The organism is Bacillus sp. FSL E2-8887, assembly GCF_038007205.1.
GTDB lineage: Bacteria > Bacillota > Bacilli > Bacillales > Bacillaceae_G > Bacillus_A > Bacillus_A mycoides.
Genome location: NZ_JBBOWS010000001.1, coordinates 1,490,319 through 1,504,684, shown reverse-complemented (window position 1 = coordinate 1,504,684; position 14,366 = coordinate 1,490,319). Strand labels below are relative to the sequence as shown.

The window sequence follows — 14,366 nt, the reverse complement described above, 5'->3', positions numbered from 1 at the left end:
ACATGGTCAAAAAGTCCCAAGATAGTATACGTATCCAACAAGTGTTCACCTATACTATCCCATTCTATTTATAAAGGCAAAACAAAAAGAGGGCGTATTCGTCCCTCCCTCTTTTTCACATATAAGCTTAATAAAGGGTTCCTTTAAAATAGGCAGACCAATCCCGTTCACTCTGTACACAGACAGAGCCTTTGAGCGCTATTCAATTATCGGCACAAAGTATTGAGACGTAATCTGATTAAGATCAAAGGAAGCCCCTCCGTTCATTTTAAGTTACATAAAGTGTAGCATAAGTAATTCGCTTTCACAAGATTAAACCACCTATAGAAACCGAAAGAAAATCTTTATATTTTTACTTTAATCGTCATTTTTTGCGAGTTCTTCTCACAATAAAAATAACAACAGCAATTAACAATAACACACCTATAGAAATGATAGTTACTTGCCACCAACTTAAACCGCTTACCATTTCATCTTTTAAATCCACTTTCTTCGTCGGAACAGACTCTTTTGCAATATGACGTAAAGCCATTTTCTCTATCTCTGCCTCATCTAATCTCTTCGTTCCACTGCAGCTAGATGTCTCCAACAGTTTCACTTCTCCTCTATGAGAAGTGAACACTAGGTACTCTCCTCCCTCTGCAAAACGAAACGCACAACTACCACTACTGCTTGTATATATAATAATTTGCGAAGAACTTGTCCCTTTCCAAATTTTCTTCACTTCAAATAATGTTTTCATTCTTCCGTCCTTCTCTTGAACTTCTAATACCTTACCTTCAAACACTACATCATTTTGTTGTAACCTCTCTTCTGGTGATGCTTTAGTACAATCACAAGCATAAGATTTCTCTGGTAAAATAAAATAAGTAAAGCTACAAATTAAAACAAGAGACAATACATATACGATTCTTTTCAAGAATCTCAAACCCCTTCATTATCAAGTTTAGAAGCTTTCCGTATATTATTTGGATATCACTCCTCAAATCCCTTTCCGTTTATTAAAATATATTAATTTTATTAAACAGAAAATCTTTATCAATATTTTTACGATCTAATATTAGTATCAGATTATAAAAAATAAGTTAGGAGATGTTCTTATGAATTCTCAATCTCGTATTACTGCAATTGGTACTTATGTTCCAGATCAAATATTATCTAATAACGATTTAGAAAAGAAGGAAAATTAAATAATGGAGATACACTTTTACTGTAGGGATTTGGCGATGGATGTATGCATTTAGGGCTTATTGTGGAGTGGGATTTAAACTGAAATTTCCTTTTATACAACTAACGTTACGGTAAATGAAATTATATCAACGATTCCAGTTAGACTATTAGTTGATCACAAAAAAGCGGCATTCAAAGATTGATTATCTCCCTTTGAACGCCGCTTCTTTTATCTGAATTTTATTTACCTGTCCGAGACCATATCACAACTGGAATAAGCAGTAAGGCTACAGCCCCTCCCGCTAATGATAATGCCTCATAACTTGAATTAGCTACTACCATACCTGACATCGCTCCACCAGAAGCTCCAGCTAACGCAACAAATACATCTATTTTCCCTTGTGTTTTTGCACGTGTAGAAGGTATAGTTGCATCAACAATTTGAGCTGTACCACTTATTAAACCGAGGTTCCACCCTAACCCAAGTAAAGACAGAGCAACAATTAATAATAGTAAAGAATCACTCGGCGCTATCGCAGCTATGACACCCGCCGCTAGTAAAATTACTCCACCAGCTATACTCATCGTAGTTCGGCCGATTTTATCAATTAACATTCCTGTAACGAGAGACGGAAGATACATTGCACCTACATGAAAACCAATTACAAGCCCTATTGCACTTAAACCATGACCATGATGCCCCATATGAACTGGCGTCATCGTCATAATCGCAACCATCACTATTTGAGTAAGTATCATTACGATTGCTCCAACAGTAACACCACGTTTATTTTCTATCATTTCTTCTGTTACTGGTTGCCCTTTATATGTATGTTCTTGTTTATATGTTTCTATTATGTTAGCAATAATTAACGGATCTGGACGAAGCATAACAAAAAGTACAAGACCCGCAAGTATAAATGCCGCTGCTGATAATATGAACGGACCAGCAAGGTTAGGAATTCCAATTGAATGGGCAAAATCTCCCATTACGCCTACTAAATTTGGACCAGCTACCGCACCAAAAGTCGTCATAACCATCGTAATACTAATAGCAGTTGCTCGTTGTTTCTTATCTGCTAAATCGGTGCCAGCATAACGAGCTTGTAGATTCGTCGCTGTACCCGCACCATATATGAGTAAAGAAACTAGTAATAGAATAATACTATTTGTTAACGCAGCCAATACAACTCCAATAGCTCCTAGTCCTCCTACTATAAACCCTGTTGCAAGTCCTATTCGGCGACCATATTTTTGCGATAACTTCCCAACAAAGAAAGCCGCTACCGCAGATCCCATTGTAAACATAGCAGCCGGTAATCCTGCATACGCATCCGTCCCAAGCATTTGCTGTGCAAGAAGTGCACCTACTGTAATACCAGCAGCTAACCCCGCTCCGCCAAACATTTGTGAAATACTTACGATTATTAACGTTCGTTTATATAATTTTTGTTGCTCTTCTTCTGTATACATACGCTTACTTATTAAAACATCTGCTGTATCTATCATTTCCTCACCCTCCCTATGAAACTAATATCTCTTGTTAATGTACTATAAAACAACAAAATCCCAAAATTTAAAGCGCTTAAATTTATCCATATTTCGTTACTCCTACACCTTAAATAATGCTAAGTTCCTTTCGTGAAGAAACTTAGCAAAAAAATTATTGTTTCCAAATAATGATTAAAGTGTGATTTATTACAAATACCATTCCAAGAATAATAGCTAAGGTTATTTGATCAACAACATATAGAGCAAGTGAGGTAACTCCAAACAATATGATTTCCAACATAAACCTATATGGTTCTGGCAGTTTTAATGATGCTTTAGGTGCAATGAAAATCCCCCATATTGTCGCAAAAAGTAGTGGTGAGCCAATTCCAAAAATAAATTTCACATATACACTTTCCCAAAATTGAAAGCCCGAGTAACATAGTGATGCAAGAGCACATAATTCTAGAAAAAATCGAATCGCTAAATTTATAGGTTTTATAAACATTTAAAGAACACCCCTTTGAAAAATATATTTAAAATCCTATGAAAATAATATTATGCATCCGTTATTTGAACTTGATACGTGCCCATTCATGACATGTAAAAAACAATTATACATCTTATTAATATTATTCAGTTTATCTTTCTAAACTTCGAAAACTTGATCTTGACGGATAATGAATGAAAGCAAATACTTAATGACAGTGATACATATGCCTATAATCACAAAATAAAGAACTCCACGGTTTACGTTTCGCCCATTACCGAGGAGTTCCCAAAATAACTCTATAAATTTTTTTGACAGCTAACGTTCCATAATTAAAATGCGATTCATATTTAGCCTATTCCCCTACTACTCTTTCTTAAAGCTTCCCCTTCCTAAAACAACAAACTTACTACAGCACAAACTAAAATAATTGGTACACTCGCTTTATATAAATATATAAAATACTTCCAACTAAAAAGCTGTCTTGTAATTTGGTAAAACCAAATTACAAGACAGCTTCCCTTCATATTTCCTATACAAACCTTTTTACTATTTGACTCCTGCATCTTGCACAGATTCAATTTTCTTTTTCTTTCCTTCTTTTATTTCATTATAATAAGAAGGTAATTCTATATTATGCTCTAAGAAATAATCCTCAATCAATGAAATAATTACTTTCAATGTTTTCAAACGGGCGTATAATTTATCATTACTCGCGATAATATGCCATTTTGCATTCGGCTTATTTGTATTTTCAAACATGTCTTCCATTGCTTCGACATACTCATCCCATTTTTCACGATTACGCCAGTCTTCGTCTGTAATTTTCCATCTTTTAAGAGGGTTGTTCTCTCTTTCTGTAAATCTCTTTAACTGTTCGTCTTTACTAATATGATAGAAAAACTTTCCTATTATGTAATGATCATCAGTTAATAGTTTTTCGAAATCATTAATTTCACCATACGCTCTCGTCCACTCTTCTTTTGTAGCAAAACCTTCAACACGTTCAACTAATACACGCCCATACCATGAACGGTCGAATATAGTAATTTGCCCGCACTGAGGAAGTTTCCGCCAAAAACGTTGCAAATAATGATACCGTTTTTCATGAGGAGCAGGCGCGCCAATTGGATTTACTTGAAACCCACGTGGATCAAGGTGTTCCGTCACTCGCTTAATCGCTCCGCCTTTTCCTGCTGCATCCCAACCTTCCATAACAAGCATAACAGCTATTTTTTCTTCTTTTAAAATTTGCTGTAGTGCCAATAAGCGCATTTGATATTTTTCGAGTTTTTTATTGTACTTAGATTTTGATTCAATTTTTTTCGTTAAATCTACTTTAGCAAGATGCTCTTTTTCCATCAAACGAATCCCCCTTGTTATATGACAATGTTATTTTAACATATTTATTGGTAATATTTTCATATTAATATTTCTTTTAACTAATACTCGTACCCCTCCACCTATATCTATCTTTTATAAGTTGGACGCTACTTTATATTAATAAATTAATCCCCTGATATGCTTTTTCGTATCCTTTAGCAAGCATTTATTATTAATCAAAAAAACAAAATAAGGAAACTATGCCGAAAAATCTCTACACAGTTTCCTTGTTTTTTTAAATGTGCGTGTGACATACTTGGGAAGATTAATAACGAAAAGATAGGAGCTCTATCGATTCACTTATACTACAAACGAATTACAGCCGGAATATCTCCTTCTCGTAAAAAGTAAGCAAACACTGTAAATCCAATAATTAATATTGAAAATAATGTTATTATAATTCCACCTGGTAGTATTAGAAAAATAGTATTCAAGCTACTCTTCATAGGGAAAGCAATCGAGTATATTCCTAGCAGAAGACTGATTATAGCAATAGCCACATAAACCACTACCGCATACCATGGATTGAGTTCCAATAAAACAACAGAAATAAATATATACGAAAATAACAGTTGTAGAAACATGCTGCTTCCCATACTTACTAATTCTTTCAATATACCCTCCCCTAAACTACATGGTATATTATCTTAAAAAGAGAAGATAATAACAAATAAATCCTTTAAAGAATGGGAGCTCTCTAAAGATGAAACGAAAAATATTTTCTCTCTTTGCACTAATCTGCTTAGCACTACCAATACAAGCTAGTGCATACACATTTCAATCACTACCAATTGCGTCAAAGTCTAAACAGTGGTATATCGAAATTGACAAATCTCATAACTCAAACAAGCAAGCCGTGCAGCCAAAACAAGGTGTATATGATACGTATAGTTTACTCTTAAAAAATATTGGTAATGATGTTGCAAATGTATCGGTGGAAATACTTGATAACACACCTACATCTAAAGCTACCTTTAATCCTACTTCATCTAATAACAACGTTTCAAAAAGTCATACAAGCTTTGACTACATGGTATTCCCATTAGACTTTAATAGCCATAATTTTAAAGTTGTCATTACTTGGGAAGAAAAGAATTTCTCTTACAACGGTCATCCAGTACATGAGAGTAAAAAAATGAAGCAAACATTTGTGTTTAATGAAGAGTAAGTCCTAATTTGATTAGGGCTTACTCTTTATTTACAAAACCCGATTGAATTGCTTCTGTCACTTCTTTTGCAATATGTATTTTTGTAGCGTCTACACATATTTTTTTGTCCCAAACATGTACGGAAGGCTCTTCATTAGACAAATGCTTAATTAAGATGAATCGATTATATGTCATTTTATTTTCTATAGGAGTAGCAATATACACCGTGAAATTCCTTGCTTCAAATACCTTTTCTCCCAAAACGTATTTACATCCCAACTCATGTACTACTAAATCATGTAGATTTTCTATAGTCATATACCATCCCCCCCTTTTTGCCTACATAATCAATCGAACCGCCGAATACTTGGTACAGACAATGCCATTCCAATTGTTATGAGTACTAAAATAGCTAGCATTATAATTGTTATCTTTCCACCTATTACAGTAGCTAACCAGCCTACAACCACATATCCTAATGGCAATAAAGCAAATGAACCTAACATATCAAGGCTTGCCACTCTTCCAAATGCTTCTTCTGGTACAAGCTCTTGTAAACTTGTTTCCCAAATGAGCCCAAATATCATAATACCGAATCCTTCAATTGCCATTAATCCAATTAAGACAGGTGCCCAAGAAACGAAAGGCATAATTAATAGTGCCATTCCACTTATTAAAACACCGCCATACGCAAGTAATCCTCTCTTATGCCACTGCTGCCTCCCACCAAAAATTAGCGCTGCAATTACAGCTCCAGCACCAGAAGCAGCCATACCCAATCCATATACGTAAGCTTCAAAATGATGATGAACATTAAACAACCATGGAATTAATACAACGATAATGCCTGCATAACAAATATTAACGAAAGAAAAGACTAGAATAGTAATCCACAACCACGGATGGCTTTTTAGAACAAGAATCCCTTCCATAAAATCTTGTTTGTAATTGACTTTATTTCTTTCAAATTTCTGTATTTTATTAAACTTTATTTCTTTTAAAAATAATAAACATAAAAATGATAACAAATACGTTGCTGCATCTAGTCCGAAGCCTATCCCTGCAGATGTAACTGATACTATTAACCCACCAAGTGCTGGGCCAATTAATCGTATTCCTTGATTACTCATTTGCGTTAATGCATTAGCTGCATTTCGAATTTCCGGTACAAATACTTTCGCTCTTACAGCTGAATATGCCGGCTGAAATATCCCTTCCATAAGTCCATATAATGCAACAAGTACATATAAAAGTGGAATTGTTAAAATGTCCATAAATATAAGTGTTGCAACTAATAGCATTAATATACAGCGGATTATATCTGTAAATAACATCAATTTCACTCGGTCAATTCGATCCACGACTAATCCAGCAAACGGTAACGCAAGAATATTAGGAAGCATGTACATTGCCATAGTCATTCCCATTACAATTGTTGAACCGGTTAATGAATACACAACGACTGGCAAAATAACCATCGTTATCGAACTACCTAAAGTCGAAAGTAATTGCCCAATCCATAAAAACTTAAAGTGTGGTGACACTTTAACTGGCAATAACAATTTACCGACATAACCTAAAGCTTTCTCTGTTGGTATTTCTCCTTGCATATCTCTCTCCTCTTTTCAAATGATTATAGACTTTATAACACATAACTGAAAATTAATAATATTCCATTTTTAATTATATAAGAAACTATTATGTTATGGTAAAATTATCAAGAAAAGATAAAGGAGATTACATTATTATGCCTCAAAATTCTCATAACATCGAGCACCGCATCTATACAATGTGTATGATCCAGCGAAATAATGACGCTTTACTTATAAAACGCCCCGACCATCGAGGTTTTCCTGGCTACATAGCTCCTGGTGGAAAAGTAGATTTCCCAGAAAGCATATTGCAAGCTGCTATACGAGAATCGAAAGAGGAAACCGGACTCCACGTTTCTAATTTAATTTTCAAGGGGTTAGACGAATATGTAAATCCTAAGGAAAATGTTCGATATATGGTATTTAACTATTGGACAGATTCATTTGAAGGTGAACTCCTTTTGAATCCTCCTGAAGGCGAATTATTATGGGTATCAATTGATGAAGCACTAAATCTTCCCATGCAAGAGTGGTTTAAAGAAAGATTCCCATTATTTTTTGAAAAAAGCACTTTCGAAATTCAACGTGTTTGGGATCGTGACTTAGATAAACAAGTTGCTATGACAATTACCCATACATAAAAAGCTTGGAATCTCTCCAAGCTTCTCTTACTTCTCCTCTATTTTCTTAATCTCATAATCAATTTCTAAAAACTTGACTCCGAATATCCACATTCTATGGTGAGCTGTTAACATTTGGTTCGCGCTCTCTTTAATGATAAATGTCTCTGCTAATGGTAAACGTATTGTAAAGAAACGAGTATATAAATAAATCCCCTCATCTCCCCTGCCATTCTCTCTTAACTTACTTGTAATGATTAAAGCATTATCATCATTGCATAACTTCAAAATACCAGTCATATTCGAATATGGTAAAGGTAATGCGATATTCATATATGTATCTTTCTTGTATGTATGCTTTGAATAAAGAGCTACAAAAATTGTCTCCCCTGCTTCATTTTTTCTTAGCCAAGCCCTTACATTCTCTCTTCCATCCTTCTCATCTATTACCCCAATGATAGAGCCATGCATCGTTTCCCACTTACCGCCCATTCCTAAATGTATTTGTCCTACACGCTTACTCATTTTCTCATAGCAAAATGCAAGCGGGCGGAACCAACGATTCCATTTTATATGCGATTGTAACTCATACTCTTTTGTATTTTCATAGAAACGAGTAATACTTAAAGGAATCTTCGTCACGTCAAATGCCTCACTATGAAAATCATTCATTTTATCAACTAAACCTTTGTATTCCTTGCTATCTATTAAATTTCTATTATGTAAAAATGCTTCACCAACTGTCGCATTTCCTCTTAACCTGCTCATTGGTTTCCCGTAATATTTATAGTTCGGAGTACTCTTTTCAATCATCCAGCCGACAAATGCTGGTAACGCTACTCCAATTCCATTGACAACACCGTGAATCCAAACCATTTGAGCAATTGTAATCGTCATTACATGTTTCAAATTCCCATATGAATATATAAGTGAAAACATAATTGTTACCATGAGTGTGCTAGACGATATGATCAGGAGAACCTTTGCATGAATAGCATTAAATTTCGTGCGCCAAACATAAATCCCATAACCATAAATAGCACATAAATATATGAACACTGCAAAAAATTCAAATATCCTTGAGTATGTAATTCCTATCGCAACTGTCATAGGTGAAATGACTATGATAAACATAATAGCATCATACACTTTACTTCTCTTTTCTCTTTTCCTCCCTATTAAACCCGCTGATAATGGTAATAAAAACGCCGAATAATGAAAGTGTGCCGCTGTAAGTAAAACAATGTCAGAACTAAAGTGCATAATTGAAACCTTTGCTACTGAAGCAAAAAACCAAAAACCACCTAAAAACAAATAAATAAACGCACTATCTATAGCTACTTCTTCTAGAGGCTTCCATCCTCTTTCTAGCAATCTACTTACACCAAATAATGCAACGATTCCTGTATATACAAACCAAAGTAGTGCAAAGAAAAAGTGATTTGTTACGAAAGCTAGCATTGCACTAACTGCTGCAATTGGATATAAAAGCGATACAAATTTATAAGATAATAAATACGATCCATTTCTTGTTTTCTTATCAATAATGCAAAATGACATCGGTATAAATAACAAAATAGATAACAATATGATTGCTTCAACAGGATTTACATTCGACCACTCGTATATTAGAAATATAATATAACAAGCAAACCCAAATAGTATATTCTTCATCTCGTTTATTTCCTTTCCACAAATGTTCCCTTATATGAAAATAACGAACCAATTAACGGATTCCGTACTTGTACATGAATTCGAAAACATTGCAGTGCATCATCATAACTTTCAACAATTTTTGCCTCTCCATATAAAAATTTTGGTAACGGGAGTTTTCTACCAAACATATAAAACCATTGTTTCTTTGAGGAAATATGTATCCCGCCTTTTTCATCAATATAGAAATTCAATGTAGAAACGAGTATATGTGGCTCGCCAAAATAATCTACAATTTCATTATTCTCTTCATCCAACTTCATAACAGCGTTAAAATATCTTTTCTTATTATGAAAATAAAAAGTACGATTCCACCGTACAAATTCTTTCCCCTGTCCATCTCGCTCAGCGGTATTATGTATCACAAACGGAACTTTTTGCCCTCGCTCAGAGAAAAACATACGGAACTTCGATGTAATTTTTAATATTAATTTAACGAAAAAAGATCCTCCATAAATTTCATCCATTTCCCCTTCCCCAATAAAGCTATTTTCCTTTGTTATCGCATATCGTTCCTGCAATTTTGGATGAAGCCTTTTATAAGAATCCCCTAATAATCTTTCATAAATATTAACCATATACTTATCCCTTTCTCGTCCTCTTGCAATTTTTTGCGCTTGGCAAATTAGTGCTATTTATATAACCGACAATCGATAACCCTATTAGAAGAAAATTTAATGTAATCGGATTAAACGGTTGCGTAAAACTTGTGATATTCGTAATTCCTGCCGCAATTGTTAAGGCGATTAACATAATAATATGCCCTATAAATAATTTTCGTTTTGGAAGTGGCAATAGCCATATCACACCCAATATTATTTCTAGAAATCCAACTATTTTAAGCATAAAAATACTATTTTCATTCGATCCGATTAGTACAGAAAGCATCTTTACTTCTTCTGAATGAGTAAACATCAATTTCGGTACAATCCCTTGATATAACCATACGAAAGCAAATAAAAAGCAAACTAGCCAATACGTCATCGTTCTTCTAATTAGCAACTTAGGATGAAGTCCCTTTTCTAACCATAATTTTAAAGCATCAAAACTCCATGCTGTCGCCCAACCTAATAGTGGACGAAAAACATATAAATCTATCACATTTCCTATACGACCAAATCTCGTATCATAATCATATTGCGTTTCAAAATGAATATGTTCTTCATTCGGTGTATACTTCCAATAACCACGCCCTATTTGTATAAGTGATAATTGATTGTCTGTCCAAAATTTTAAAGAGGAAATGCGTTCTCCAGTTTCTTTTCTTATTTCACCTATCGATTCCCCTTCTCCGGCTATTTCAAGTCCAAATCCGATCTTTGTTTTATATAAAAACTTCTGTGGTTCTCCCTCTTTTTTTTCTAAATACGAAATCTCAGTAAAACGAGCATCCCACTCTGTATGTATATCAGGCTCTTGTGTATATGCCCATAGTTTCTCCATTGTTGTGTTCATTTCTGTGGCTACATAAATAGGCTTTTTCTTCCCCATCCCATGCGCTATATTTTCAATGTACATGCAATGAATCGATTTTGCTACATTTTTCACAAACTAATTTAATAAAAAGATAGAATTTCAAAAAAATACAAAAAACACTTGATTCCCTGAAAAATTTAAATTATTATAAAACAAATGTTACCAACAACTTCATAAATCATACACTCTCGCCTAAAACGTGAGATAGAGGTTGCAACGCTTATAAGTATTCTAAAGGAGACACAGAGATGTCTATGATTTTAGAGGAAAGGAAGTGTTGCCGAAATTGATAAATTTCTCTGCATTTATCAATTGGGGCTGTTTTCGAATAGAAACAGAACTGTCATATGTACAGACGTGTACGTATGAAGAGCTATCTACAAAAAAGAGATATCATTTTTATGATATTCCTTTTTTGGCGGTTTTTTTATTAGCTCCGTTTTCTGTTTCCCTTTTCCTGTAACAGCACCATCCTCACTTATTTGAGATGGTGTTTTTTGTTTTTCTCTCTGGTAACTACAGGAATATTGGGATTTGTATATGTCCTAACCTATTCTTAAAAATGGACGAAAGAAGGAATTCGTAATGGAAACGATTGTACAAAAATTTGGCGGTACTTCTGTCGGAAGCGTCGAACGCATTCAACATGTAGCAAATTTAATTATTGAAGAATATGAACGAGGACATAGTATTGTCTCTGTCGTTTCAGCAATGGGAAAAAGTACGGATAAACTTGTAGCACTTGCTAACGCTATTACTGAAAATCCAAGTAAACGTGAAATGGATATGCTCCTATCTACAGGAGAACAAGTAACCATTTCATTATTAACAATGGCACTACAAACAAAAGGTTATAACGCAATTTCATTAACAGGATGGCAAGCTGGTATTACGACAGAATCTGTACATAGTAGTGCACGGATTACTGACATTAACACTACTCGTATTCAGTCTCACCTTACTGAAGGCACGATTGTTATAGTAGCTGGTTTCCAAGGAATAAGTGAAGAAAATGAAATTACCACACTTGGTCGCGGTGGCTCCGATACGACTGCTGTCGCATTAGCTGCTGCACTAAAAGCAAAAAAATGTGATATTTATACGGATGTGACCGGCGTATATACGACTGATCCACGAGTTGTACAAGATGCTTATAAATTAGATGAAATTTCTTATGACGAAATGTTAGAGCTTGCCAACCTCGGTGCTGGCGTATTACACCCACGCGCTGTTGAATTTGCTAAAAATCATAATGTAATTTTAGAAGTTCGCTCAAGTATGGAACAAGAAAACGGAACAATTGTAAGGGGAGAATGTAACATGGAACAACAATCAATCGTTAAAGGTATTGCATTTGAGGATAATATTACACGCGTCACAATTAAAGGATTAGAACAAGGTGCACTTTCAACAGTTTTCTCTACATTAGCAGCAGCACATATTAATGTAGATATTATTATTCAAAGTATTACAAATGAAGGAACTGTTCACCTCTCCTTCTCAATCCATTCTAATGATTTAAGAGAAACATTAGAAGTATTGGAACAAAATCAAGAAGCACTTCACTACGAATCTGTAGAACATGAAAATCATTTAGCAAAAGTATCAATTGTAGGATCTGGTATGGTATCTAACCCAGGAGTTGCTGCGAATATGTTCACTACTTTAAAAGAAGAAGATATTCATATTAAAATGGTAAGTACATCAGAAATTAAAGTATCTGTCGTTATTGACCGTCTTCATTTAGTAACGGGTGTTGAAGCACTTCATCAATCATTTATGGCGAAAATTGAACCTTTAGTGCAAATGATTTAATTTCCACCAGTAAAACTTACAACAAATTATATGAATCTATTTCCTTCCTATATAAATAGAAAGCTGTTTGCATAGTGGAAAGTGAGAAAAAGGTTATTTAGTTTAAAATAAAGTCGTTTGAAGAACAATAAAATTGTTAAAAAACGGAAGCAAGTCATTCTATTCAACAATCGGGCAGTTATCTCCCACCTAACTTCCTCGCATTCGCCGAATTTTGAGGTGGGAGTCTTATTGCCCGCAAATAGCGGGATAAATTTTTACACATAAGGAGATAAAGACTATGGCAAACAACAGATTACTAAGAATGGACAATGTCAGCATCGTTGTAGAATCTCTTGATAACGCAATCTCTTTCTTCAAGGAGATTGGATTAAAACTCGAAGGGCGAGCTACTGTCGAAGGTGAATGGGCAGGTCGCGTAACTGGACTCGGTTCTCAGTGCGTAGAGATTGCTATGATGGTTACGCCAGATGGTCACAGCCGAATTGAACTTTCGCGATTTCTCACCCCACCTACTATAGCAGATCACCGGACAGCTCCTGTAAACGCCCTCGGTTATCTGCGCGTCATGTTCACCGTCGAGGACATTGACGAAATGGTATCCAGACTTACTAAGCATGGTGCTCAGCTCGTTGGAGAAGTAGTTCAGTATGAGAACTCGTATCGACTCTGCTACATTCGTGGAACCGAAGGAATTTTAATCGGTTTGGCGGAAGAACTCGATAACAAATAAGTAAGTGATGTTTTATAAAAAGCCTTTACTGAAATATTCATTACTGAATTAAAAATATTTGAAGCACATTCTTACTCCATAAAACTTAAATTTTCAGCCCCGTCCTAACTTTAGAACGGGGCTATACTCGTTTGAGCTTTTAAAATTAAATAACTTTATTATCATTTTACACATAGATTTCAAGAATCTATACAAACAGCTTTTTAACATATTACCTATATCTAAAAATCATTATAAAACAATTAGATTATTCGCAATACCTTTTCCTAGGAAATATAACGGACTCTTCTCACTTCTTATCATATATATCTTTCCCTTTAAATAACGAGCGAAATTCATTCAAAATAACTTTCTTCACGTCGGAATAAAAGACCATCATGAATAGCGCAGCCCCTAATAAAATCTCTTGAATTCCTTCGTAATCAATGAAAGCACTCATAATTAGCAAACCAAATCCAATATAAAAACCAAACTCATTCTCTTTCTCAAAATCCTCATCTTCTTCATCAATATGTATTTTCTCTTTAAAGTTTTGATTCCCTTTTATTAATTCATCGAGCGTAACGTTGTACATTTCGCTCAATAAAATTAAATTATCAATGTCAGGGTAACTTTTATCATTTTCCCACTTATCCCGCTTTAACAGGCACTAAATCCCATCGTAGCTTTTAAATACATCAAGGAAGCCAGATGGGATTAACTGCCTATAAAAGCCCGATTGGTTCAACTAATAAT

Annotated in this window: 14 protein-coding genes, 2 pseudogenes and 1 riboswitch; of the genes and pseudogenes, 5 read left to right on the top strand and 11 right to left on the bottom strand. The window is 34.6% G+C overall.

Translation table 11 applies throughout. From position 1 onward, the window contains the following. Positions 1–364 precede the first annotated feature (364 nt). On the bottom strand, positions 365–919 hold the full coding sequence (locus NSQ08_RS07590) for a cobalamin biosynthesis protein CbiN (protein WP_340773131.1): 555 nt from the start codon (positions 917–919) through the stop codon (positions 365–367). A gap of 181 nt (positions 920–1,100) precedes the next feature. Between NSQ08_RS07590 and NSQ08_RS07585 the strand changes: the two are divergent. Then, positions 1,101–1,178 (top strand): annotated as a pseudogene (locus tag NSQ08_RS07585) (3-oxoacyl-ACP synthase); the annotation flags it as partial. 232 nt (positions 1,179–1,410) lie between these two features. Here the strand turns inward: NSQ08_RS07585 and NSQ08_RS07575 are convergent. The 4 genes from NSQ08_RS07575 to NSQ08_RS07560 form a co-directional block, all read right to left on the bottom strand. Further along, a complete protein-coding gene (locus NSQ08_RS07575) occupies positions 1,411–2,679 on the bottom strand; it encodes an MFS transporter (RefSeq protein ID WP_340773129.1) in 1,269 nt (422 codons plus the stop codon). Between the two features lie 154 nt (positions 2,680–2,833). Further along, complete coding sequence (locus NSQ08_RS07570; protein ID WP_340773127.1) at positions 2,834–3,169, bottom strand: YrdB family protein; 336 nt, start codon at positions 3,167–3,169, stop codon at positions 2,834–2,836. A gap of 531 nt (positions 3,170–3,700) precedes the next feature. Beyond that, the gene (locus NSQ08_RS07565) at positions 3,701–4,513 is read right to left on the bottom strand and encodes a polyphosphate kinase 2 family protein (protein ID WP_340773125.1); all 813 of its coding nucleotides are present in this window, start codon (positions 4,511–4,513) and stop codon (positions 3,701–3,703) included. A 326-nt stretch (positions 4,514–4,839) separates the two neighbouring features. Continuing rightward, positions 4,840–5,148: a hypothetical protein gene (locus NSQ08_RS07560; protein WP_016103117.1), complete on the bottom strand. Its 309-nt coding sequence runs from the start codon at positions 5,146–5,148 to the stop codon at positions 4,840–4,842. A gap of 89 nt (positions 5,149–5,237) precedes the next feature. Between NSQ08_RS07560 and NSQ08_RS07555 the strand changes: the two genes are divergently transcribed. Continuing rightward, positions 5,238–5,702: a hypothetical protein gene (locus NSQ08_RS07555; protein WP_002086342.1), complete on the top strand. Its 465-nt coding sequence runs from the start codon at positions 5,238–5,240 to the stop codon at positions 5,700–5,702. Positions 5,703–5,721: 19 nt separating this feature from the next. On the opposite strand, the gene NSQ08_RS07550 is transcribed toward NSQ08_RS07555, so the two are convergent. Next, complete coding sequence (locus NSQ08_RS07550; protein WP_002135550.1) at positions 5,722–6,000, bottom strand: hypothetical protein; 279 nt, start codon at positions 5,998–6,000, stop codon at positions 5,722–5,724. 29 nt (positions 6,001–6,029) lie between these two features. Continuing rightward, positions 6,030–7,292, bottom strand: a complete 1,263-nt coding sequence (locus tag NSQ08_RS07545; RefSeq protein WP_340773116.1) for an MFS transporter — start codon at positions 7,290–7,292, stop codon at positions 6,030–6,032. 137 nt (positions 7,293–7,429) lie between these two features. Here NSQ08_RS07545 and NSQ08_RS07540 point away from each other — a divergent pair, with 137 nt between their 5' ends. Beyond that, on the top strand, positions 7,430–7,915 hold the full coding sequence (locus NSQ08_RS07540) for an 8-oxo-dGTP diphosphatase (RefSeq protein ID WP_340773114.1): 486 nt from the start codon (positions 7,430–7,432) through the stop codon (positions 7,913–7,915). Between the two features lie 27 nt (positions 7,916–7,942). On the opposite strand, the gene NSQ08_RS07535 is transcribed toward NSQ08_RS07540, so the two are convergent. Genes NSQ08_RS07535 through NSQ08_RS07525 form a run of 3 tightly spaced genes read right to left on the bottom strand, consistent with a single transcriptional unit; the run spans position 7,943 to position 11,098 of the window. Next, complete coding sequence (locus NSQ08_RS07535) at positions 7,943–9,568, bottom strand: YndJ family protein (protein ID WP_340773112.1); 1,626 nt, start codon at positions 9,566–9,568, stop codon at positions 7,943–7,945. A 5-nt stretch (positions 9,569–9,573) separates the two neighbouring features. Next, positions 9,574–10,185, bottom strand: a complete 612-nt coding sequence (locus tag NSQ08_RS07530) for a DUF4166 domain-containing protein (protein ID WP_113769384.1) — start codon at positions 10,183–10,185, stop codon at positions 9,574–9,576. Positions 10,186–10,189: 4 nt separating this feature from the next. Then, the gene (locus tag NSQ08_RS07525; protein ID WP_078184290.1) at positions 10,190–11,098 is read right to left on the bottom strand and encodes a DoxX-like family protein; all 909 of its coding nucleotides are present in this window, start codon (positions 11,096–11,098) and stop codon (positions 10,190–10,192) included. 182 nt (positions 11,099–11,280) lie between these two features. After that, a riboswitch (Lysine riboswitch) is annotated at positions 11,281–11,467 on the top strand. A gap of 201 nt (positions 11,468–11,668) precedes the next feature. Between NSQ08_RS07525 and NSQ08_RS07520 the strand changes: the two genes are divergently transcribed. Further along, a complete protein-coding gene (locus NSQ08_RS07520; protein WP_002126737.1) occupies positions 11,669–12,898 on the top strand; it encodes an aspartate kinase in 1,230 nt (409 codons plus the stop codon). Between the two features lie 280 nt (positions 12,899–13,178). Then, positions 13,179–13,631: a VOC family protein gene (locus tag NSQ08_RS07515; protein ID WP_016103110.1), complete on the top strand. Its 453-nt coding sequence runs from the start codon at positions 13,179–13,181 to the stop codon at positions 13,629–13,631. Between the two features lie 289 nt (positions 13,632–13,920). Here NSQ08_RS07515 and NSQ08_RS07510 read toward each other — a convergent pair. Next, positions 13,921–14,262, bottom strand: a pseudogene (locus NSQ08_RS07510) (helix-turn-helix domain-containing protein); the annotation flags it as partial. Positions 14,263–14,366 lie beyond the last annotated feature (104 nt).

Coding starts and splice junctions, on each gene's coding strand:
- NSQ08_RS07575 (WP_340773129.1), bottom strand. CDS start 2,679: ATGATAGATACAGCAGATGTTTTAATAAGTAAGCGTATGTATACAGAA.
- NSQ08_RS07570 (WP_340773127.1), bottom strand. CDS start 3,169: ATGTTTATAAAACCTATAAATTTAGCGATTCGATTTTTTCTAGAATTA.
- NSQ08_RS07565 (WP_340773125.1), bottom strand. CDS start 4,513: ATGGAAAAAGAGCATCTTGCTAAAGTAGATTTAACGAAAAAAATTGAA.
- NSQ08_RS07555 (WP_002086342.1), top strand. CDS start 5,238: ATGAAACGAAAAATATTTTCTCTCTTTGCACTAATCTGCTTAGCACTA.
- NSQ08_RS07550 (WP_002135550.1), bottom strand. CDS start 6,000: ATGACTATAGAAAATCTACATGATTTAGTAGTACATGAGTTGGGATGT.
- NSQ08_RS07545 (WP_340773116.1), bottom strand. CDS start 7,292: ATGCAAGGAGAAATACCAACAGAGAAAGCTTTAGGTTATGTCGGTAAA.
- NSQ08_RS07540 (WP_340773114.1), top strand. CDS start 7,430: ATGCCTCAAAATTCTCATAACATCGAGCACCGCATCTATACAATGTGT.
- NSQ08_RS07535 (WP_340773112.1), bottom strand. CDS start 9,568: ATGAAGAATATACTATTTGGGTTTGCTTGTTATATTATATTTCTAATA.
- NSQ08_RS07530 (WP_113769384.1), bottom strand. CDS start 10,185: ATGGTTAATATTTATGAAAGATTATTAGGGGATTCTTATAAAAGGCTT.
- NSQ08_RS07525 (WP_078184290.1), bottom strand. CDS start 11,098: ATGGGGAAGAAAAAGCCTATTTATGTAGCCACAGAAATGAACACAACA.
- NSQ08_RS07520 (WP_002126737.1), top strand. CDS start 11,669: ATGGAAACGATTGTACAAAAATTTGGCGGTACTTCTGTCGGAAGCGTC.
- NSQ08_RS07515 (WP_016103110.1), top strand. CDS start 13,179: ATGGCAAACAACAGATTACTAAGAATGGACAATGTCAGCATCGTTGTA.